Below are 21,327 nucleotides of genomic sequence, written 5' to 3' on the forward strand. Positions count from 1 at the left end.
ATACGCGTCCAACAAAAAGATAAGAGAAGATTAGAGCGCTTATAAATCCTTGATATAATTCGCGTTATTTCCCGAAATTGCTGTCGAAAAGAGCCGGACTTAACGACATAAATCCCTAAATTTTGAAAAATCGATTTCATGTTATAGAATATAATGGAAAACGTTTGTATACTAAGGAGGAAATGAATTCCTTCTCCGAAGGAAGCTGTTATGACTACAACACCGATTTTGTATATGGTTGTTCCTTGCTATAACGAAGAGGCGGTGCTTCCCCTCACGATGCAGACGTTGACCGGCGTCCTGTCCCGCTTGGTTCAGGACCGCGTCGTCTCCGCCGAGAGCCGGATATTGCTGGTCGATGACGGCAGCAGAGATGCGACCTGGCTGACCATCGTCCAGGAGCGGGAACGGAACCGCTGGATTGCCGGATTGAAGCTGTCCCGCAATGCCGGGCATCAGAAGGCGCTGCTCGCCGGGCTGATGTATGCCAAAAATTTTGCCGATTGCGTCGTCTCCCTTGACGCCGATCTGCAGGACGATGTCGCCGTCGTGAGGCAATTCGTCGAGCAGTTCCGCGACGGCTGCGATATTGTGTACGGCGTAAGGGATAATCGGGATAACGATACGTATTTCAAGCGGTGGAGCGCCGAATTTTTCTATAAGCTGATGCGGCGGATGGGCATTCCGCTTGTCTACAATCATGCTGATTACCGTCTGATGAGCCGCCGTGCCCTCGACTACCTGAGCCAGTTCCCCGAGTCCAATCTGTTCCTGCGCGGCATCGTGCCGCTCATCGGCTTCCCGTCTTCCGTCGTGTCTTACCGGAGATTGGAGCGGGCCGCGGGCGTGACCAAGTATCCGCTTCGCAAAATGCTGTCGTTCGCCTGGGACGGCATTACGTCATTTAGCATGAAGCCGATGCGGCTCGTCACTGCGCTTGGCTTCGTCAGCCTGGGCGCAAGCGCGCTGGCGGGCCTCTACGCCCTCCTGTCCAAGCTGCTGGGACAGACCGTATCCGGATGGACCTCCCTGATGCTGTCCGTCTGGTTCGTCGGAAGCGTTCAATTGCTAGGCCTGGGGGTGGTCGGGGAATATATCGGCAAGATCTATTCCGAGGTCAAGCGGCGCCCGCCGTACATTATTGAGCAGGTGCTGGCGGACAAGCCAGTCATCGAGCGGCCGATCCGTGCTTATGGAACGGGGTGGGCGGAGTGAGCGGCGCGAAGCTCGCCGCGCCGGGCGGCGCCCGCTTGTTCGGCCGCTATGCCGCCGTCGGAGCCGTGAACACGCTGGTCGGGCTCGGCACGGCGTATGTGCTGCTGTATGCCGGATGGAGCCATCTTCATGCGACCTTCGCGGGCAACTCGGTCGGCGTAGGGATGAGCTATATTCTGAACCGCCGCTATACGTTCCGCTATCGGGGGCAATGGCTGCCAAGCTTGCTCCGCTTCATCTCCATCGCGCTGCTCTGTTACGGGTTGGCGTATCAGGTGCTGCATCCGGCCATGTCTGCCTTGGCGGCCTTCCTGCTGCCCGCATGGGCTTCGCCTTGGGAGCCGTATGCAGCCATATTGGGGGAAGCGGCGATCTATACCGCCGCCTCGTTCCGGCTTCACCGGGGCATCACCTTCGCCCGGACAAGCGATGGGGAGGACACACCATGCCTATCGAAGCCGGCGTCAAATAGCAAGCAAACATAGCGAATTCCACACGGGAGGGTGATTCAGGCATGAAGCAGAAAGATTGGGTAACGTGGGGAGCCATGGGAATAGGCGCGCTTATTCTCATCGGAATTCTGTTCATTCCCCCGTTCATCGGAGTCGCGAACAACGGCGACTTCGAACGGATTGTGGGCAGCGGCGGCATTGCCCCGCTGAGCGACAAGTTCACTTATGAACAAAAATATTTCGGATACAGCCACTCGCGCTATGACTACGGTCCCTTCTCCTTGAACTATTTGTCATCCCAAGCGCTGTTCGTCTTCCTGGCCGGGCTGCTCGGGCGGGCATGGAGTTCCGCTTCGTTTCCACTGGAAGCGATGGGGGCGATCTATGCCGCCCTGCTGCTGGCGGCGCTGTTCCTTATTCTCCGATACGCCTGTTCCGGACAGCGCTGGCTGCAATTAACCGTCGCGCTCTGCGTGCTGTTTATCTTCTTCGATATTGGCTATGTGGCGTATTTTCAATCTTTTTTCGGCGAGCCGGTCTCCCTTATCTTCTTGCTTCTCGCATCCGGAACGTCCTTCGTGCTCGCATCGCGCCGCAAGCCTTCCATCGGCTGGCTCGTTCTGTTCTTCGTCTCCGTCCTGATTCTATCCGCATCCAAGCTGCAGAATGCGCCGATCGGCCTCGTCTTCGTCCTCTTCGCTTTCCGGTTATACCGGACGCGTCCGGAGCGGAGCTGGAGGAGCACGGTCATTGCCGGCTCGGTATCGATACTGGCCGTGTCCGTCTTGATGTATGCCTATGCGCCGCAGGAGCTGAAGCAGATTAACCTGTATCAGACGATTTTTTACGGAATATTGAAAGACTCGCCTCATGTGGAGAAAGATCTGAAGGAGTTGGGCATTCCGGACAAATTCGCCCCGCTCGCCGGCACGAATTACTTCCAGAAGGATGTGCCGATCCGGCAGGACGATCCGGAATTGGCGGAGCATGTCTATTCCCGGCTCGGGCATGCTGATGTGGCTGCATACTATATGCGCCACCCCGGGCGGATGATCGATAAGCTGGAGGCCGCCTCTTCTCAGGCCGCGATGATTCGGCCGTACTATCTGGGCAATTACGAGCAAGAGGCCGGCAAGCCTCGGGGCGCACTGTCGTATACATACAGCGTCTGGAGTGAGACGAAGAAGGACCTGCTCCCGCAGCGCTTCGCTTTTTATCTTGTTTTTTTCCTTCTATATATAGGTGTCGCGCTCAGGGAGTATACCCGCAGACGATACGCGAAGCATGTAGTCGACGCAGCGCTGGTCATCGGCTTCGTGGCCATAATCGCAGTGGCGGTGCCGCTTGTGGGGGACGGCGAGGCGGATTTGGGCAAGCATTTGTTCCTGTTCAACGTCAGCTTCGACATGATGATGGTCGTAACGGTCGTCTGGGTGATAGCCCAGATCCGCAGAATCTTCGACCGCTCCCCCGAACTGCATTGATGAAGGCAGACGACATGGCGATAAGGGGCGTATGCACCCGCCGGCATATGACCTTGTTCCTAGCGAATCGTTCAAAAATAAGGATATTGTAGATGGGACAGCTAATGAACCGAGCCACATCTACAGATTAAGGGGGCACAGCCTATGAACGTTGACGTGAGAGACATCGCCCGCCATCCATTCACTGGTGTCATGTGGAAGACCGTGTCCGAGGATTGCAATCTAGCCTGCGACTACTGCTACTACAGTTCCTGCCAGGGACGGCCTGGCCATGCGATTCAGCGGATTGATGACGATGTGCTGGATACGTTCATCCGCCAATGGATGGAACAATCCAAGGGGGTGGCCTCATTTGCCTGGCAAGGAGGAGAACCGCTGCTCGCCGGCAAGCCTTTCTTCGAGCAGGTCGTCCGGCTACAGGCGGCCTATGCGCCGCCGCGTACGGTGATCAGCAATGCGCTGCAGACGAACGGGACCCTGCTTGATGCGGAGTGGGCGGCCTTTTTCAAGCAATACGCCTTCCTGATCGGCATCAGTCTGGACGGTCCGCAGCCGATTCACGATAAGCACCGCGTTACCGGATCGGGAGCGGGCTCCTATCAGGCCGTCATGCGGGGAATCGATCATTTGCGCAAGGCAGGCGTGGACTATAATATATTGACCGTCATCCACGAGGACAATGTGGGAGAGGCGGCCGCGCTGATGGATTTCTTCGCGGCGGAGCGGTTTACGCATGTCCAGTTCATACCGTGCATGGATTTCCGCTCCCAGAATGTTGACGCGCCCGGCATGTATACGATTACACCAGAGCAGTACGGACAATTTTTGTGCGAGGCCTTCGATAAATGGTACAACGGCGGGGAGCCGCTCTTCTCCGTCCGCATGTTCGACAACGTCCTCCAGGCCGAATTGGGCCTGGAGCCGGAAATGTGCACTCATCGCGAATCCTGCCCCTCGGCGCTCGTGCTCGAGCCGAACGGGGATGCCTATCCGTGCGACTTCTTCCTGCATGACCGCTACCGGCTCGGCAACGTCGGCACCGGCCGGCTGGCCTCCTTGTCCCGCCATCCGAGCTGGCAGCAATTCCATCAGATGAAGAAGGAGGTGCCGGACGCTTGCCGCGCATGCGAATATTGGCGCTACTGCCATGGAGGCTGTCCGCGCAACCGAATCGATCGGGATGGCTTGTGGGAAGGACATACCGACTATTTCTGCGAGAGCTACCGGATGCTGTATGCGCATGCGGGAGAGCGCATCGCCACGCTGGGCCGGAAGATCCGCCTGCAGGAGCTGCTGCGGCTCCGCGGGAGCGGCCGTCCGCTCCCTGGGCGCAATGAACGTTGCGTGTGCGGGAGCGGACGCAAGTTCAAGCAATGCTGCGGGCCGCTGCTGCCGTAGCCTGTCAATATCCAATGACAAGAGGCGATGCCCAGACGGCATCGCCTTCTATGTATACTACCACTTAATCCACAAGTCGCCTTTCCAGGTGAACACCTTGCCCCAGCGCTGCTTATTTCCGTCGTATCGGACTTCTGACACGGTCACCGTCTGCGGGGAGAGCGCGCCTGCCTTGCGGCCATTGACTTGGTCATACAACGCAGTCTTCTTCGTTAGCTTGGCCTTCTGCTTCTCCTGGCTTGGGGATATGACCCAGGCCTTGCCCTTGTAAGTATGAAGCTGATACCAGACGAACCCGGAGTCGTCGACCTGTTCATTGATCACGTTTACGGTCTGGCGGCCGAGCAGACCGAGCCGCTCGCCGTTTACTTTATCGTAGAAGGCCGTCTGATCAGGCAGCACAATCGTCTTGTAGGAAGCGTTCGGATCCTTGAAGTAGCCGTATCCGATCCAGGTCAATGCTCTATGCCAGGTCCGGTTCTCCTGATCCACGACCGATTCTTCGATCTTGACGACCTGGGGCGCCAGCGCCCCCATCCGCTTCCCGCCCGGAAACGTATAGAACGGAACGGACTCATCGAGATCGATTTGCTTCGTCGTCTTGCCGAGCGCGCCGGGAACCACGTGTCCCTCAGATTCCGCGGCCCACGCCGCCGTAGCCGAGAAGGCGCTTAAGGCTGCGGTCAGTGCCAACACTGCCGATAATTTCTTCATCATTGAAATCTCCTCTCTCATGGTTATACAATGGTATGGTTTACAGGGGTGACATAGACGGTACGCCGTCTATTCATAGTTGCTTGTACACTATGTAACCGTGGGCAATTCGGATTGAAACAGGGCCTTCCCGCTGGTTAAATAGAAGGAGAGGGAGGAGATTGCATGAAAAAAAGGTGGAAATGGCTGGGGAGAACGATTGCCTTCCTGATCTTATTCGTGATTATCGCAAGCGTTGCTTTCATATTCTATATTCGGCCGGCGGACAAGATTGGGTGGCCGGGCCATGTCGAGGTATCTATCCTTGGCAAGCTGGAGCAGATGGTGAAGAACCGCTCCTTGTCCTTGCAGCTGAATGAGGACGAGATCAATGCGCTGGCGATTCAAGGGATGCAGAAGACGGAGCCGTACCGATCTTATATGAAATTATGGAAGCTGGACGGCATGCGGATTCATCTGCAGCCGGGCGGCCTGGAGGCGCAGGTGCAAATGGAGCCGTTCCCGGGCATTCGGGCCGAAGCGAACATTCTCTATGATATGGAATGGAACCCGGAGCAGCAGAGCGTGCGCGCGGTTCCGCAGTCGGTGCGCATGAAGGGCTGGGAGATTCCAGAGTCTTGGCTGAATCTGAAGCCGATGGAATTCCCAATCGCGGCGGAGCTGCCGGATTGGGTGAAAGTCAAGGAGTTCGACTTCAATGCTGACGGCTGGGTGATGAAGCTGGGACTATCTTTGACCAGGTAAAAATACCCGCGTGCCATCCAATAACAGGCCGTCCATTGCATGCATCACTTGCCTGGGCTGGATAACTGTTCCCGAATTGGGCAGTAATAAAAACGCAGGGGACCGGCAAACGGCTGCTCCGCGATTTGAACCAGGACAGGGGAGTGATGTGGATGACAGTCGGATGGTGGGTAGCGCTTCACGCCATCATTATGCTGGGCCTGGTGGTGCTGTTGTACCGCATGCAGCGCAAGCATGTCTCTTTTACGAAGCGGGTGTTCGCGGGTCTTGGTCTTGGAATTGTATACGGGGCGGTGCTGCAATGGCTCCATGGCCCGGACAGCGCCATAGTGGAACAGGCGGCCGACTGGTTCGAGATCGTCGGCGTCGGCTATGTGCGGCTGCTGCAAATGGTCGTCATGCCGCTCATTATCGTATCCATCATGTCCGCCATCATTCATGTGAAGGCCAAGGCGGGGGTGGGCAAGATGAGCGCCTCCATCATCGGCATCTTGATCGGGACGACCGCTGTGGCGGCCGTGGTCGGCATCGTGACGGCTCTTGTCTTTCAACTGTCCTCGTTCGAGATTGAAGCGGGCAAGCAGGAGATTGAGCGCGGCAATTATTTGGACAGCAAGCTGGGGGAAGTGAGCGAGATGACGCTGCCGCAGCAAATTATTGAATTCATTCCGGCCAATCCGTTCCTCGATATGACGGGGGAGCGGCGGACCTCGACGATCGCTGTCGTCATCTTCGCGGCCTTTGTCGGCGTCGCCGCACTTGGCGTGATGCGCAAGAAGCCGGACGCAGGGGCTGCCTTCATGTCTATCATCGACGCGCTGCATGCCGTCGTCATGCGTATGGTGACGCTGGTGCTGAGGCTGACCCCTTATGGCGTGATGTCGCTGATGGCCGTCGTGGTGGCCACGACGGCGCCGTCGGAAATATGGAAGCTCGGGAAATTCATCATCGCTTCGTATGTGGCACTCGTCATCATGTTCTGCCTGCACCTGCTGTTCTTGGCGCTGTCCGGCATCTCGCCGCTCCGGTATGTGACCGGGGCGCTGCCGGCGCTTCTCTTCGCGTTCACCTCCCGCACGAGCGCAGGCTCGATTCCGATCAACGTGGAGATGCAGGTCAATCGGCTCGGCGTGCCGGAGAGCTTCGCCAACTTCAGCGCCTCGTTCGGCGCCTCGATGGGGCAGAACGGCTGCGCCGGCATCTACCCGGCGATGCTGGCCGTCATGATCGCCCCGAGCGCGGGCATCGATCCGTACAACCTTGGATTTCTGCTGCAGCTGGTCGCGGTTGTCGCTGTTAGCTCGTTCGGCGTTGCCGGGGTCGGCGGAGGAGCGACCTTCGCTGCGCTGATTGTGCTGTCCTCGATGAACTTGCCGGTCGCGCTGGCGGGGCTGCTGATTAGCGTCGAGCCGCTGATTGACATGGGGCGGACGGCCTTGAATGTGAACGGCTCGATGACTGCGGGCGTCCTGTCCTCCCGCTGGCTCGGCCAATGGAACCGGAAGCGGTTCTATGAGGAGCGCCAGGCGCAGCGCGAGGATATATAGCGGGTGAATCCCATGGAAAATATGAACAAGCTTTCACACTTTTTTGCCCGCAAATGCGATACAATACAAAGGACGCCTTCTTCGTCGGAAGGCGTCCTTTGTTGCATTGCGGGGCAGACACGGCTGCACGCTATATCCGCTATGGCGTTCTTCGTCCCGTGAAGAGGGAGAGCACGAACAGAATCAGGAACAGGAAGAACAGGACTTTGGCAATGGACGCCGCGGCCTCCACAATGCCGAAAAACCCGAATACCCCGGCAATGATTGCGATAATCAAAAAAATGACGGACCATCTTAGCATCGGTTTCCACTCCTTTGGCAGATTCATGCGGCGGATGAATGCATGGCTCCTCACCGGCCGATGGTTCCACGGTGAAGGTAAGCATGAATAACCGGTCTTCAGCCGGAATGAAACAAATGAATAAAGCTGTTTCACAAGCGGCCTATACGGGTACTAAATGGATGATTTCATGGCAACATGCACATCCGTTTTGCAAATAGATGATTGGGTTCACATTTATACAGAGAGAGAAAGGCGGAGATGTTATGCTAGTTGAAATCAGCGCGCTGATCGCGGCGCTGGCCTTTGCCGTGTTGGTCGTCTTCCTGATTCAGACGCTGCGGTCAGCCAAGCACTCGCTCGACAAGGCGTCTAGGACGATGGAGGATGTGCAGCAGACCGTGCAGATGCTGAGCGGGGATCTGCAGGCGATCGCGCGGAATGCCAACCATATGACCGAGGAATTGCAGGGACAATTGAAGAAGATCGAGCCTGTGGCCGATTCGGTCCAGAATGCCGGAGAAGCCTTGAATGAATTGACGCTGGCCGCGAAGCAAGTCTCGGTCGGCTTCGTCAGCGGCGTCCGCAAAGCGGCGAGCCGCTTCGAGAAGAAGCGCCAGGACGGGCCGGCACCGGGCAGCCAGCCGGCGAACGCGGGAGGCTCTTATGCGGGCAGCCCGGCACCCGGCGGACAGGCCGCTTCTCCGGTGCAGGACGGGGTGCCCGGAGCAAGCTCCGCTTCCGCGCTGCCGCTCGCGGCCGCAGCTGCAGAGCACCCGCAACCGGGAGCGGCGGCGAAGCAGGGCGGGGACGATTGGAAGGCCTGGGTCGATCTGGGGATTCGCGCATGGCAGCTGTGGAGACAACGAAGCTAGTTATCCAGCCGGACTAACGGTTACGTTAGCCGGCTTTTCCGATCTGAACGGGAATACGACTGGATCCTATGGCATAAAAAGGGGTGCGAAAGCGGCCGCGTTTCCGTTATATTGGAGGTAGAGATTGTAAGTGTTCGGGCAGTGGAATGCTGTCGATTGAGGGGAGGAGAAGGATGTTGAACGTACTTGTTGTCGACGATAATCCGACCAATGTGATGCTGATTCGGGAGATCCTTCGGAAGGCAGGCTATACGGGGGTGCAATCCGCCTCTTCAGCGAGGGAAATGTATGAGGTGTTAGGGCTGGAAGGACCGGTAGGTCCGCTGTATGTGCCGGATATTGATCTCATTTTGCTGGATATGATGATGCCTGAGATTGACGGGCTGGAGGCATGCCGGACCATTCAGCAGTATTCCGAGCTGCGGGATATTCCGATCATTATCGTGACGGCGATCGGCGATTCGCATATGCTGGCCGAAGCGCTGGACGCGGGAGCGGCCGACTACGTGACGAAGCCGATCAACCGCATCGAGCTGCTCGCCCGCATCCGGCTGGCCCTTCGCTTGAAGCAGGAGAAGGACTGGCATAAGCAACGCGACCGCCATATCCGGGAGGAGCTGCGCCTCGCCGCCCGGGTCCAGAGCTCGGTGCTGACGGAGCCGCTCTCCGATGAGCGGATTACGATAGACGCCCTCTATCAGCCGTCCGAGGAGCTGGCTGGAGATCTGTATGCCTGGTTCAAGCTGGGGGAGGGCCGGTACGGCATCATGATTATCGACATGATGGGGCATGGCGTCTCCTCCGCGCTGCTGTGCATGTTCATCGCCTCGGTCCTGAGGGACGCGGTGGTGCAGACCGAGCAGCCGGACATGGTGTTGAAGCGGTTGAACACGAAGTTCCACCAGCTTCATATGAGCGGGAATCTGATGCTGTATTATATGACGGCGCTCTATGTCGTCGTCGATACGAACGAGCGCACGATCCAATATGCCAATGCGGGCCACCCGCCGGGAATCGTCATGATGGAGGACGGCCGGATGGTGACGCTGGAGTCGACAGGGTATCCTGTCGGTATGTTCCCCGAGCTGGAAGTGGATACCCATGCGCTCAAATTCGATTCGCGGGCGAGAATCGCACTGTATACCGACGGGCTGCTGGAATCGGCGGGCGCAACCGTGGAGAGCGCGATGGAGCGGATAGGAGCGCTGTTGAAGCAAGAACCATCCTTGAAAAGCCAAGCTTGGGACGAGCTGCTCCACCCGCCCGGAAAAGAGAGCGAGGACGATAAATGCCTCGTATGGGCCGACATTCATTAAGCAGAGGGGGAGCAAGCGTTGAAGCTGCGTACGAAGCTCATCATCGGCTATGTCATGTTCATGATCATCATTCTCGCATTGGGCGGGTATTCGTTTGCCCAGATGGGCGGCCTGAAGCAAGACCTTGATCATTTCTACCAGGACAGCTTCCGGAAGGTTGAGCTGGCGCTGGCGGCGCGGGACGATGCCAATGCGATTGCCCGTGACCTGGTGACCGAGCTGCTCAATCCGGATAAGGCGGATCAGACGGGCAGAGAAGTGCTGGATAAGGTCGACGGCTACAAGGAGCGGATCAACCGCTCCCTGGAAGAGCTGACCCGGCAAGCGGCGAAGGCCGAAGAGAAGCAGATGGTGGAGGCGGCGCTTCACGATTGGGGCCGGTACGATCAATTCGTGATCGATGCAATTCGGCTGAGCATGGAGAACGAGTATGAGCAAGCGAACCAGCTCCGCAATGAATACGGGCTTGATTATCAGAACTATTTGTTGAACAGCCTGGGCGATCTGGCCCGCTACCATGAAGCGATAATGGAAGATCAGGTGACGGCCGCGACCGGTACGTATGAAGCCGCCCTGACTTGGACAGCAGCAATTATGCTGATCGGAATTGTCGTGACCGCAGCGGTCATGCTGTGGGTCATTCCGAGCGTCACGCGCAATCTGAATACGATGTCGGTTATGATGCGGAGCCTGGCCCGCGGACGGATGCGCGTCATTCAGAAGCTGGAGCCGCATACGAATGATGAGATTGGGGAAGTCATCGATGTCTTCAAGCAGATGGCCGAGGACATCGAGAGACGGAAGCGGAGCGAGGAGCAGTTCCGGTTGATGCAGGAGGAACAAGCCTGGATGGATGCCAATATCGCCCGCGTGACGGAGCTGTTGCACGGTGCGACGACCTTGAACCAGGTCGGGGAGACGTTCGTAAGCGAGTTCGTGCCGACGCTGGGCGCGCAATACGGGGCGCTGTATATCCGGGATGACCTGAAGAACCCGAACTGGCTTCATCTGTGCGGCGCCTATGCGGCCAACGGCAGCCTCCAGGCCGAGACAGGCTTCCGCGTCGGCGAAGGCTTGGTCGGACAGTGCGCGCATGACGAGAAGCCGATCTATATTCATGATTTGAAAAACAGTTCGCTGCGCATCCAGAGCGGGATTTGCGATACAGCCCCGGTGGAGCTCGTGGTCTATCCGATCATCTTCGAAGCTACGGTCATTGCCGTGCTGGAGCTGGCGTCCGTGTCGCCGCTGACGAACAAGGAGCAGCAGCTGCTTGAGCAGCTCGCAGACAAGCTGGGCGTCATTATCCACACCATATCCGGACGGCTGCGCGTCGAGGAATTGCTGCGCGAGTCGCAGACGCTGACGGAGGAACTGCAGTGCCAGTCCGAGGAGCTGCTGACGCAGCAAGAAGAGATGCGGCGCTCGAACGAGCATCTGGAATCCCAGACCGAGGCGTTGAGGCGGTCAGAGGAGATGCTGCAGCGCCAGCAGGAGGAACTGGAGCACTACAATACGGAACTCATCGCGAAGACGCGCGCGTTGGAAGAGCAGATGCTGGCCTCGCAGGAGAAGAACGAGGAGCTGGAGGGCGCCCGCAAGGAGCTGGAGCGCCAGGCGCTCCGGCTTGCGCTCGCTTCCAAGTACAAATCGGAATTCCTGGCGAACATGTCGCATGAATTGCGGACGCCGCTGAACAGTCTGCTCGTCCTGTCCCAGCTTCTCTCCGAGAACAAGGAGGGCAATCTGCAGCAGAAGCAGATCGAGTATGCGCGTACGATTCATATGTCCGGATCGGATCTGTTGAAAATGATTGACGAGATTTTGGACTTGTCCAAAGTTGACGCGGGCCAAATGCAGCTGAACTATGAAAAGGTGCATTTGTCGGAGCTGACAGCCTATATCCGTGACAGCTTCTCCGAGATCGCTTCACAAAAAGGCCTCCGGCTTGAAGTCCATATGGATGAGAACGTGCGGGACAGCCTGATGACCGATGGGCACCGTGTCATGCAGATTATCCGCAATCTGATGTCCAATGCGGTCAAATTCACGAACCGCGGAAGCGTCGCTTTCCATATCGGAATGGCGGCGGAGGAAGAGATTCCGTCCCATATCCGCAAGGAGGGAATGCCTTTCTTCGCGCTGCGGGTGACGGATACCGGAATTGGAATTCCGGAGGAGAAGCAGGACCTGATCTTCGAAGCGTTCCAGCAGCTGGACGGCACGACCAGCCGGAAGTACGGCGGAGCCGGGCTGGGGTTGTCCATCAGCCGGGAACTCGCCCGTCTGTTGGGCGGAACGCTTACGGTGGAGAGCAAGGAGAAGGAGGGCAGCACCTTCACCTTCTATTTGCCGGTTCAAGCGACCAAGCAGCCGGAAGCAATGGAGGGCAGCGTCCGTCTCATCGACCAATGGAATGAGAAGGCGATGGCGTCTGCGGCGGCGGAATTATCCGCAGCGGCAGGATCATCTCCAGCGGAAGGACCATCCGTAGCGTATCCGGATGAGGAGCAAGAAGACGATGAGCCGGCGGCTTCGCCCGATCGGACGTGGAAGAAGCCGTATCGGGAGTGGGACAACGCGGTGATGCATGAGGCCGCTGCAGCCGAGGAGCAGGAGCAGAAGCGGGAGCGGGTATGGCCGCTGGAGCGGAAGAAGCTGCTCATCGTGGAAGACGACGGTCCGCAGCGGCAGTCGCTGATCGCGCTCATCGAGGGCGCCGATGTGGAAGTGCATGCCGTCTCGACCGGGACGGAGGCGCTGAAGTCGCTGGCAGACACGAAGTACGACGGCCTGGTGCTGGATCTGCTGCTGCCTGACATGAACGGATTCGAGCTGCTGGACAGCATGGGCGCTCATGCGGAACTGAGCAAGGTTCCGGTTATTGTATACACGGGCAAGCTGCTGGACAAGAAGGAAGAGCTGGAGCTGAAGAAGCGCGCCCGGAGCATCATTATCAAGGATGTGAAGTCGCCGGAGCGGCTGCTTCAGGAGACAATGCTGCTGCTGAACCGGTCCGGAGAAGCGGAAGCGGGGGCGCGCGCCAGCGGGCACGCATCGAAGGATCAGCTGCTGGCAGGCAAGCGCATCCTGCTCGTCGATGACGATGTGCGCAACGTATTCGCTCTGTCCAGCGTGCTGGAGCAGTACGAAATGGACATCGTCTACGCGGAGAACGGCCAAGAAGCCATCGAGGCGCTGACCGGGGATCCGGAGCATTTCGATCTGGTCCTGATGGATATGATGATGCCGGAAATGGACGGCTACGAGGCGATGCGCCTCATTCGTAAGATGCCTTCGTTCGAGAAGCTCCCGATCATTGCCCTGACCGCCAAGGCGATGAAGGAAGACCGCAACAAATGCATTGAAGCCGGGGCTTCCGACTACGTGAGCAAGCCGTTCCAGACGGATCAGCTGCTATCGCTGATGCGGGTCTGGCTGTACAAGTAGACGGGTATCCCTTGTCAAGATGACACAGACATGAAGGAGTATGGGATGGAGATGACAGGCAGAGAAACCGGGCGGAACCGTGAGGAACCTCGTCCGCATGATTCGGATCGGGAGCGAGTAGAAATCGAACTGCTCCTGGAAGGAATTTATCGGGTCTATGGTTACGATTTTCGGGACTATGCCTTTCCTTCTCTCCAACGGCGAATCTGGCATCAAGTATACACCGAGCAGGTGGAGACAATCTCCGAATTGCAAAGCCGCGTGCTTCATAACCGGGACAGCCTGCAGAGGCTCGTTCACAGCCTGTCCATTCCGGTGACGGAGATGTTCCGCGATCCCCAGATGTTCGGCGCATTTCGCCGCACCGTCGTTCCTTTGCTCCGGACCTACCCGTATATCCGCATCTGGCACGCCGGCTGCTCGACCGGGGAGGAGGTCTACTCGATGGCCATCCTTCTTCACGAGGAAGGGCTGTACGAGAAGACGAGACTGTATGCGACCGACATGAATTCGCGTTCGCTGCGCATCGCCAAGGACGGTATCTGCCCCCTGGACAAAATGAGATTGTACACCAAAAACTATATGGAAGCGGGCGGCACCCGTTCCTTCTCCGAATATTATACGGCTTCCGGAGATGGGGTCGTCATCCATCCCGATTTGCGCAAAAACATTATTTTTGCCGAGCATAACTTGGCGACGGACCGTTCCTTCAATGAGTTCAATGTCATTCTCTGCCGCAATGTCATGATCTATTTCAACGAACCGCTGCGCAACCGGGTGCATGAGCTGTTCTACGAGAGCCTCGCCCCGCTGGGCGTGCTCATTGTCGGCGCCAAGGAATCGCTGCATTTCACGGTGCATGAAGCGCGCTATGAGGAGATGGACCGGAACGAGAAGATTTATCGCAAAATACGGTAGGAGGTACTGCGGATGACTACCTTGGAACCGATAAATATACTGTTGGTCGATGACAGACCTGAAAATCTGCTGGCGCTGGAGGCGGTCCTGTCCGAAGAAAGCTACCGCCTGGTCAAGGCAACGTCGGGCGAGGAGGCGCTGCGCCATCTGATGAAGAGCGAATTCGCCGTCATTGTCCTCGACGTTCAAATGCCCGGCATGGACGGCATCGAGACCGCCAAGTGGATTAAAGCGCGGGAAAAGACGAAAAACATCCCGATCATCTTCGTATCCGCCAACTACAAAGAGACCGAGCATCTCTTCGCCGGCTATTCGGCAGGCGGGATAGATTACATGATCAAGCCATTTGTCCCCCATATTCTCAAATCCAAAATCCACAGCTTCGTCGGCATGTTCCTGGCGCAGAAGCGGCTTCAAGCGCAGAAGATGCTCCTTCACCAGAAGACCCAGGAGCTGGAGCGGATGAACCGCGAGCTGGCTGCGGCGAAGGAGGCCGCCGAACGCGCCGCTCTCGCCCGCACGCAGTTCCTGGCCATGATGAGCCATGAGATCCGGACCCCGATGAACGGAGTGCTCGGCATGGTCGACTTGCTGATGGATACCGAGCTCTCTCCCGAGCAGGGGAATTATGCCGAGATGATCCGGAAGAGCGCGGATGCGCTCATTCGGACGATCAACAACATTCTCGACTTCACGAAGATGGAATCGGGCAAGCTGGAGCTGGACGAATTCCCGTTCGACGGCACAGCGCTCGTCACGGAAGTGTATGAGTTGTTCACTCCGGAAGCGAGCAAGCGCGATTTGAATCTGACGTACACGATTGCGCCCGACGTGCCGAATTGTCTCTACGGCGACATGTTCCGGCTGCGGCAGATTCTCGTCAACCTGGTCGGGAACGCCGTCAAATTCACTGACAGCGGCGAGGTCGAGATCCACATCTCTCTTCTGCCGGGACGGCAGGGAGATGCGGACCGGGAACGGGTGAAGGTCCAATTTGAAGTGAAGGATTCGGGCGTCGGCATTCCCGAGAATAAAATGGACGGGCTGTTCCAGCCGTTCTCCCAGCTGGATTCATCGATGAACCGCAAGTATGGCGGAAGCGGGCTCGGACTCGCGATCTGCAAATCGCTCGTCCATATGATGCAGGGAGATATCCGCACCGTTCCGGTAGAGGAAGGCGCATTGTTCGTCTTCCATGTATGGCTGGGGATATGCGAGGAGCCGTAGGATTTGTTTCGATGTTTCGGGCCCTCGTATTTCGGTTATTTACGTTACAGTGAGGGGATTAGATTAGAACCTAGAAGTCGTGAGTTAGGAGAGGAAGCTATGAACGGCAATAAATTCAATGTAACGATGCAGCAAGACGAACATCAAGTGACAGCGCATTTGCAAGGGGACCTGGACTTGGCGGCCGCAGGGGAGTTCCGCAGCCTGCTGGAGCCGATTGTCAATGACCCGGCATTGGATTTGACGCTGGATCTGCAGAAGCTTACCTATATCGACAGCACCGGGATCGGGATTCTCATCTCCGTGCTGAAGCTTCGGAAGGAGCAGCAGGCGCCGTTCCGCATCGTTCATGTGCCGCAGCAGATTCAGAAGCTGTTCGATATGACGGGGATTTCGAAGTTCTTGACACCGAACGCATAAATTTAAGGGATTATGAAAGGGAATGACTTATGGAAAATGACAGAGAACGGAAGCAAATCAAGTTAATTCTTCCCGCGCAAGCGGCATATGTCGATCTGGCCCGTCTGACGCTGTACGGCATTGCAAGCCGCATCGGGTTCTCTTACGAGGATATCGAGGATATGAAGGTCGCCATCTCCGAGGCCTGCAACAACGCGGTATTATACGCTTATCGAACGACGCAGGGGATGGTCGAGATTGTTTTCGAGGAGGGGCCGGACGAGATTGGCATCATGGTCAAGGACGAGGGCGGCAGCTTCGATGCGGACAGCAAGACGAGCGGCTTGCGCGGATGGCATGAGAAGAGCCTGGACGAGGTGGAGGCCGGGGGGCTCGGGTTCTACCTGATGCAGGCGCTGATGGATGATGTGGAAGTGATGAGCACGGAGGGGCGAGGTACTGTTGTCAAAATGCGCAAGCGACTTTTGAAAAGTGGAGAACTGCTATGAGCGAGCCCTCCCGGCATGGACCAACGGAAGATGCGAATCAGCTCATCAGTGCTTATCAAGAGACGCAGGACAACGATATCGCCACGATACTCATCCACAAGTATGAGCCCATGGTCAAGATGGCCGCCGGCAAAATTTCGCGCAACCGTCCCGATTTATATGAAGACCTGATGCAGGTCGGGAATATGGCATTGATTCGTCTGCTGCAGCAATTCGACAGCTCCTTAGGCGTGCCCTTCGAAGCTTATGCGATGAAGAGCATGATCGGTCATATGAAAAATTTCCTCCGGGACAAGTCGTGGTATATTCAAGTGCCGCGGCGAATCAAGGAGAAGGGGGCCCTCATTCAGCAGACGATCGACGAATTGACCGTTCAACTGGAACGTTCGCCGAATGTGGAGGAGATTGCGGAGCGGCTGGAACTATCCGTTGAGGAAACGGTCGAAGTACTAGCTGGCCGGGAATGCTATCACTATGTGTCGCTGGACACGCCATTGTCGCAGGAAGAGAGCGCGGCAACACTAGGGGAGCTGATCAGCTCGGACAGCAACGATTACGAAGCAGTCGAGCGCCGGATGGATCTGAGCGATGCCATGGCATCGCTCAAAGCGGAAGAGCGGCAGGTGCTTGCCCTCGTATTCGAGGAAGGGCTGTCTCAACGTGCGGCCGCGGAACGGCTCGGGGTATCCCAGATGAGCGTCTCGCGGATTCAACGCAGAGCCACCGACAAGCTTCGGCATATCCTATCTTCCCGCTATGACGGATAGCTGTGCTGCGCTTCATGCCGCGGACAGAACGAAGCACGCCCTGAAGGCGTGCTTCGATCGTGCTTCTTTGGCTGCTCTTCTCGATGATTCGGATCATCCCCAGAACACTCAATCTGTCATGGCTTGAACCTGTCTCATCCTCGCTGCGCGCGATGCGAGGGCATGGAGCAGATCCGCATCGGGAGCGGAAGGCTCCATGCAGGGAACGCTGAGCTTGCGCTCGAGTTGGGCGCACAGCTTCGACAGGATCGTCCACGCTCTTGCTTGTATGGCTTCCGGTACAGGCGCGTTGCTCGAGAAGCCCGCCAAGCCGGCTTCGACATGCAATGCTCCGTTCGCCAGCTTGACGGCCGGAACGGTGAACATATGGCTTGCCCTTTCGGTGTCAAGCGCCTCGTTCATTAGACCCAGTACGAAGACTTCTTGCTCGCTGCACTGAATACCGGTGAAGCCGTGCCGCAAAAATAATTTGCGCACGGCTTCGGCCTGAGCAGAGACCGGAGGTATCGGCGTCATTCCCATTCCTCCCGTCAGTTCGAGTTCAGTTGACTCGCCACTTCATCCGCCACATCGGCGGAAGCTTCCTTCAACTGCGTTGTCGCCTCGGATGCGGCGTCCTTCACGGTAGCCGTAACCTGATGGGACGCATCCTTCATGCTGTTAACGACCGCTTCGGCCTTGCTGCCGACCGACTTGACGGCATCAGCGGTCTTCGTGCCGAGATCACAGGCGATATCCTTCGTCTTCTCGCCCACCTTCTGCGCCGTGTCGCACAGATCGGAACGCAATTCGCGGCCCGGCTTCGGTGCCAGCAGCAGGGCAGCTGCCGCGCCGATAATGCCGCCAACAATGGCGCCTTTCAAAAATACGCTGGAATTGTTATTATTTTCACTCACTATGGTCATCTCCTTGTACGTCATTCGTTGCTATCTACCATACGATTACACTCATTTACCACTTTTGAAACAGGCTGTGCCGAAATTTGCTCCCCCAATTACGCCCGGCGCTTCCGGCGAATCCATTGCAGCGCGTAAATAGAGGCGATGAGCCAGACGCCTCCGGCACAAAAGCCGGCGATCACATCCGTAGCATAATGCACGCCCAGATAGATTCGGCTCAAGCCGATGGCAAGGACGAGCAGTCCGGTCAGGACGAGAATATAGGCGGCGGGCCGCCCCCGTTCCTTCCGATGCAGCCAGATCAGATAGCCAAGCATGCCGTAGAACGCGATCGAAGCCATGGAATGACCGCTCGGGAAGCTGTAACCGGATTCGACCACCCAATGCTCCCATGACGGTCTGACGCGCTGAATCAGGTTTTTGATAATCAGGTTCAGCGTGTAGCTGCCGCCAAGCGCGACCAGCAAGCCGAACGCGTCCCAGCGCCGCTTGAATCCCCAGGCGCAAATGCCTGCGCACAGCAGCGAGACGGGGATGATGACGTGGCTGGAAGCGAGATCGGTGAGCAAGGATACGGCCTTGGTCAGCCCCGGCGAAGCGGCGAGCCGCACCGTGTCCGTGACGACGGCGTCAAATTGCTGAAAGTTGTCCGCAAGGACTCCCCGGATCAGCACAAAAAGCAGCACGATCAGAATCAGAACGGCAAGGCCGCCCCATAATAGGCTTAATGTGAACATCGCCGTTTCTTTTGGGGAGGGTGCGGCCGGTTTGTTGTTAGATTGGTGATTCATCGCAGTCAAACTTCTCCTTAAGCGGCACACAGGCGAGTGAGCACATGCTCTCGCCTGAAGCTCTGTGAATATAAATAGACCGAATACAGGAAAGAGCCCCATTATATGAATATCACAAAGCTTCTATCGAATGCAAATAGACCGATAGGCAGCAGCTTCGGAAAGGGATATAATTTAGGAAGTGGCTACGAGGAAAGGAAGACCGATGATGAATGAACGACTGATAGAAGAAACGCGCAACGGCTGGCTGGAATGCGAGCATCGGGGCGCGATATGCGGCGTGGACGAACATGGCCGCATCCGCTATGCTGTAGGGGACACGGCCCGGCTGATGTTTCTCCGTTCGGCAGCCAAGCCGCTGCAGGCGATTCCCGTCGTGCGAAGCGGCATGCTCGAGCATTTCCAGCTTGGGGATCGGGACTTGGCGCTAATGACCGCCTCGCACCGGGGGGAAGCGGCGCATGTCGATACGTTAGAGCATGTGATGGAGCATTGCGGGCTTCACGACGAGGCGCTGATCTGCAGCCCTTCCCTGCCGCTTCATGAGGAATCGAGGGAAGAGCTGCTTCGCAAGGGCGGAGACCGGCGGCGCATGTACCACAATTGCGCCGGCAAGCATTTCGGCGTGTTGGCCTGGAGCAAGATGGCCGGCATGGATATGGGATCGTATGCCGATCCCGCGCATCCGGCGCAGCGCCAGATGAGAGACACGATCAGCTGCCTGTCGGAAGTGCCGCAGGAATCGATGATTCAAGGGACGGACGGATGCGGATTCCCGGTATACGGCATTCCGCTCACCGGTCTGGCGACCGCCTACCTGAAGCTGGCCTGTCCCGATCTGATCGAAGACGCGCCCACGAGGGAAGCCGCGGCGCGCGTTCGCCGCGCGATGCAGCGCTATCCGTTCCTGGTCGGCGGCACGGACCGGGTCGACTCGCTGCTGATGGAGGATGACAACATCATCGCCAAGGGCGGGTTCAAAGGGATCTTCGCCTTCGCGCTGACCAAGGAGCGGCTTGGCTTCGCCTTCAAGATCGCCGACGGATCAGATGAAGAGTGGGCGTTGGTTACCGCATCCATTCTGGAGCAGATCGGGTACGAGCGCCGGGAGACGGTAGAGCGGCTTCGCAGCCGGATACCGGCGGTGATTCTCAATGACAACGGCCGGCAGGTCGGGGAACAACGGACCGTCTTCGTGCTGAAGCCGGGAACGTGAGCGGCTCAAGCAAAGATGGGAACGTAAGCGGCCCAAGCAAAGATGAGAACGCAAGCGGCCCCAAGCGAAGGCGGGAACGCAACATGGAGAGAGGCAGGGTGATGAAGATGAAGCAAGTGCTGCTGGAAGTGATAGGGACGACACGGGAAGAGGTGGTGACGGCGGCCCGGAACGGGGCGGATCGAATTGAGCTGATTACCGCCATTACCGAAGGCGGGCTGACGCCGAGCCTCGGACTCGTGCAAGAGGCGGTGGAGGCAGTGGACATTCCGGTCAACGTCATGATCCGGCCGCACAGCCGCTCTTTTCAATATGATGCGGATGATATGCGAACGATTGTGGCTGATGTGCGGCTCATCCGTTCCACCGGAGCGAACGCGATCGTCTTCGGCGCCCTGACGCCGGAAGGAACGATAGACAAGGCAGCCTTGGAGCAGGTCTTGGAGGCTGCCGACGGTCTGCCGATGACCTTCCATCGAGCCGTGGACGAGACGAGGGACATCTATGAAGCGCTTGATGTGCTGCTCGGGTATCCTCAGATAACGAGCGTGCTGACCTCGGGAGGACAGCCGAGCGCCTTGCAGGCGACTGATGTGATCGCCGAGATGGTCCGGCGCGCGGAAGGATCCTCGCTGGCGATTCTGGCCGGCAGCGGGCTTACGGTGGAGTCGGTGGGCGGATTCATTCAGGAGACCGGCGTCCGCCATGTCCATTTCGGCTCGAATGTAAGGCAGGGAACGCGGGCACTGTCACCGATTGATCCCGAGCGGCTGTCGGGTCTGGCCGCGCTGCTTCGCACGGTATAGACGCCGAATCCCGCCCTTGACCGGCTGCCGGCCCAGCCGGCCCGGTCAAGAGCAGGAACTCATCCCCGGCGCAGGCGGCCGAGCTCGGAGACGAGCGCTTCCATTTCGCTGATGCTGTACGACGATTTGCTCATGACGATATCGTATACGTCCTTAATATCGTCATACTGCTCCACAGAGAAGGCGGAGGGCTGCATCGCGGCTGCCGTCGCCATCTTCAGTCGCCCCTTTATCGCCTCAATCATCAATTCCACGTTCTGCTGCGTTTTTTCATTGGTAATCATGCTATTCCTCCTCGAACGGTTGTGAACAACCTGCTC

At 57.6% G+C, this 21,327-nt stretch carries 21 protein-coding genes and 1 pseudogene; 16 read left to right on the plus strand and 6 right to left on the minus strand.

Features of this window, described 5'->3' with window-relative positions; genetic code table 11:
• Positions 1 to 210 precede the first annotated feature (210 nt).
• From FLT43_RS22565 to FLT43_RS22580, 4 genes are all read left to right on the plus strand, one after another.
• Positions 211 to 1,215 (plus strand): glycosyltransferase family 2 protein, encoded by a 1,005-nt coding sequence (locus tag FLT43_RS22565; RefSeq protein WP_087440683.1) that lies wholly within the window; start codon positions 211 to 213, stop codon positions 1,213 to 1,215.
• Positions 1,212 to 1,700: a GtrA family protein gene (locus FLT43_RS22570; protein WP_164776474.1), complete on the plus strand. Its 489-nt coding sequence runs from the start codon at positions 1,212 to 1,214 to the stop codon at positions 1,698 to 1,700. The genes FLT43_RS22565 and FLT43_RS22570 overlap by 4 nt, the downstream gene beginning before the upstream one ends.
• Positions 1,701 to 1,729: 29 nt before the next feature.
• Entirely contained in the window at positions 1,730 to 3,151 is a 1,422-nt protein-coding gene (gene wsfD, locus FLT43_RS22575; RefSeq protein WP_087440685.1) for a glycan biosynthesis hexose transferase WsfD, read from the plus strand.
• A 144-nt stretch (positions 3,152 to 3,295) separates the two neighbouring features.
• On the plus strand, positions 3,296 to 4,549 hold the full coding sequence (locus FLT43_RS22580) for an anaerobic sulfatase maturase (protein ID WP_087440686.1): 1,254 nt from the start codon (positions 3,296 to 3,298) through the stop codon (positions 4,547 to 4,549).
• A gap of 57 nt (positions 4,550 to 4,606) precedes the next feature.
• On the opposite strand, the gene FLT43_RS22585 is transcribed toward FLT43_RS22580, so the two are convergent.
• Positions 4,607 to 5,266, minus strand: a complete 660-nt coding sequence (locus tag FLT43_RS22585; protein ID WP_244194033.1) for a hypothetical protein — start codon at positions 5,264 to 5,266, stop codon at positions 4,607 to 4,609.
• 162 nt (positions 5,267 to 5,428) lie between these two features.
• On the opposite strand from FLT43_RS22585, the gene FLT43_RS22590 reads away from it, so the two are divergent.
• Both FLT43_RS22590 and FLT43_RS22595 read left to right on the plus strand, forming a co-directional pair.
• Positions 5,429 to 6,007: a hypothetical protein gene (locus FLT43_RS22590; protein ID WP_087440688.1), complete on the plus strand. Its 579-nt coding sequence runs from the start codon at positions 5,429 to 5,431 to the stop codon at positions 6,005 to 6,007.
• 152 nt (positions 6,008 to 6,159) lie between these two features.
• Positions 6,160 to 7,554, plus strand: coding sequence for an L-cystine transporter (locus FLT43_RS22595; protein ID WP_087440689.1), 1,395 nt, complete (start codon positions 6,160 to 6,162; stop codon positions 7,552 to 7,554).
• A gap of 139 nt (positions 7,555 to 7,693) precedes the next feature.
• Here the strand turns inward: FLT43_RS22595 and FLT43_RS22600 are convergent, their stop codons facing one another.
• Complete coding sequence (locus FLT43_RS22600; RefSeq protein ID WP_087440690.1) at positions 7,694 to 7,855, minus strand: DUF1328 domain-containing protein; 162 nt, start codon at positions 7,853 to 7,855, stop codon at positions 7,694 to 7,696.
• Between the two features lie 245 nt (positions 7,856 to 8,100).
• On the opposite strand from FLT43_RS22600, the gene FLT43_RS22605 reads away from it, so the two are divergent.
• From FLT43_RS22605 to FLT43_RS22640, 8 genes and pseudogenes are all read left to right on the plus strand, one after another.
• Positions 8,101 to 8,709, plus strand: a complete 609-nt coding sequence (locus FLT43_RS22605) for a DUF948 domain-containing protein (RefSeq protein ID WP_087440691.1) — start codon at positions 8,101 to 8,103, stop codon at positions 8,707 to 8,709.
• A 176-nt stretch (positions 8,710 to 8,885) separates the two neighbouring features.
• The gene (locus tag FLT43_RS22610) at positions 8,886 to 10,025 is read left to right on the plus strand and encodes a SpoIIE family protein phosphatase (protein WP_087440735.1); all 1,140 of its coding nucleotides are present in this window, start codon (positions 8,886 to 8,888) and stop codon (positions 10,023 to 10,025) included.
• Positions 10,026 to 10,043: 18 nt separating this feature from the next.
• Positions 10,044 to 13,475, plus strand: a complete 3,432-nt coding sequence (locus FLT43_RS22615; protein ID WP_087440692.1) for a response regulator — start codon at positions 10,044 to 10,046, stop codon at positions 13,473 to 13,475.
• Positions 13,476 to 13,526: 51 nt separating this feature from the next.
• The gene (locus FLT43_RS22620; protein ID WP_087440736.1) at positions 13,527 to 14,393 is read left to right on the plus strand and encodes a CheR family methyltransferase; all 867 of its coding nucleotides are present in this window, start codon (positions 13,527 to 13,529) and stop codon (positions 14,391 to 14,393) included.
• 12 nt (positions 14,394 to 14,405) lie between these two features.
• Positions 14,406 to 15,614: pseudogene (locus FLT43_RS22625) on the plus strand (response regulator); the annotation flags it as partial.
• 105 nt (positions 15,615 to 15,719) lie between these two features.
• Entirely contained in the window at positions 15,720 to 16,040 is a 321-nt protein-coding gene (locus FLT43_RS22630) for an STAS domain-containing protein (protein WP_087440694.1), read from the plus strand.
• 29 nt (positions 16,041 to 16,069) lie between these two features.
• The gene (rsbW, locus tag FLT43_RS22635; protein WP_087440695.1) at positions 16,070 to 16,528 is read left to right on the plus strand and encodes an anti-sigma B factor RsbW; all 459 of its coding nucleotides are present in this window, start codon (positions 16,070 to 16,072) and stop codon (positions 16,526 to 16,528) included.
• Complete coding sequence (locus FLT43_RS22640) at positions 16,525 to 17,295, plus strand: sigma-70 family RNA polymerase sigma factor (protein ID WP_087440696.1); 771 nt, start codon at positions 16,525 to 16,527, stop codon at positions 17,293 to 17,295. Before rsbW ends, FLT43_RS22640 begins: the two co-directional genes overlap by 4 nt.
• Before the next feature lie 108 nt (positions 17,296 to 17,403).
• Here FLT43_RS22640 and FLT43_RS22645 read toward each other — a convergent pair whose 3' ends face one another.
• From FLT43_RS22645 to FLT43_RS22655, 3 genes are all read right to left on the minus strand, one after another.
• Positions 17,404 to 17,811 carry a hypothetical protein gene (locus FLT43_RS22645; RefSeq protein ID WP_087440697.1) on the minus strand — a complete coding sequence of 136 codons (408 nt, stop codon included), beginning with the start codon at positions 17,809 to 17,811 and terminating at the stop codon, positions 17,404 to 17,406.
• Positions 17,812 to 17,825: 14 nt separating this feature from the next.
• Entirely contained in the window at positions 17,826 to 18,200 is a 375-nt protein-coding gene (locus FLT43_RS22650) for a YtxH domain-containing protein (protein ID WP_244194037.1), read from the minus strand.
• A gap of 89 nt (positions 18,201 to 18,289) precedes the next feature.
• The gene (locus tag FLT43_RS22655) at positions 18,290 to 18,985 is read right to left on the minus strand and encodes a phosphatase PAP2 family protein (RefSeq protein WP_087440699.1); all 696 of its coding nucleotides are present in this window, start codon (positions 18,983 to 18,985) and stop codon (positions 18,290 to 18,292) included.
• Between the two features lie 205 nt (positions 18,986 to 19,190).
• Between FLT43_RS22655 and FLT43_RS22660 the strand changes: the two genes are divergently transcribed.
• Positions 19,191 to 20,201, plus strand: a complete 1,011-nt coding sequence (locus tag FLT43_RS22660; protein ID WP_087440700.1) for an asparaginase — start codon at positions 19,191 to 19,193, stop codon at positions 20,199 to 20,201.
• Positions 20,202 to 20,284: 83 nt separating this feature from the next.
• Positions 20,285 to 21,007, plus strand: coding sequence for a copper homeostasis protein CutC (locus tag FLT43_RS22665; protein WP_244194034.1), 723 nt, complete (start codon positions 20,285 to 20,287; stop codon positions 21,005 to 21,007).
• A 59-nt stretch (positions 21,008 to 21,066) separates the two neighbouring features.
• Here FLT43_RS22665 and FLT43_RS22670 read toward each other — a convergent pair whose 3' ends face one another.
• Entirely contained in the window at positions 21,067 to 21,291 is a 225-nt protein-coding gene (locus FLT43_RS22670) for a DUF1128 domain-containing protein (protein ID WP_087440702.1), read from the minus strand.
• Positions 21,292 to 21,327: the final 36 nt, after the last annotated feature.

This window comes from Paenibacillus thiaminolyticus (assembly GCF_007066085.1).
GTDB classification, from domain to species: Bacteria; Bacillota; Bacilli; order Paenibacillales; family Paenibacillaceae; genus Paenibacillus_B; species Paenibacillus_B thiaminolyticus.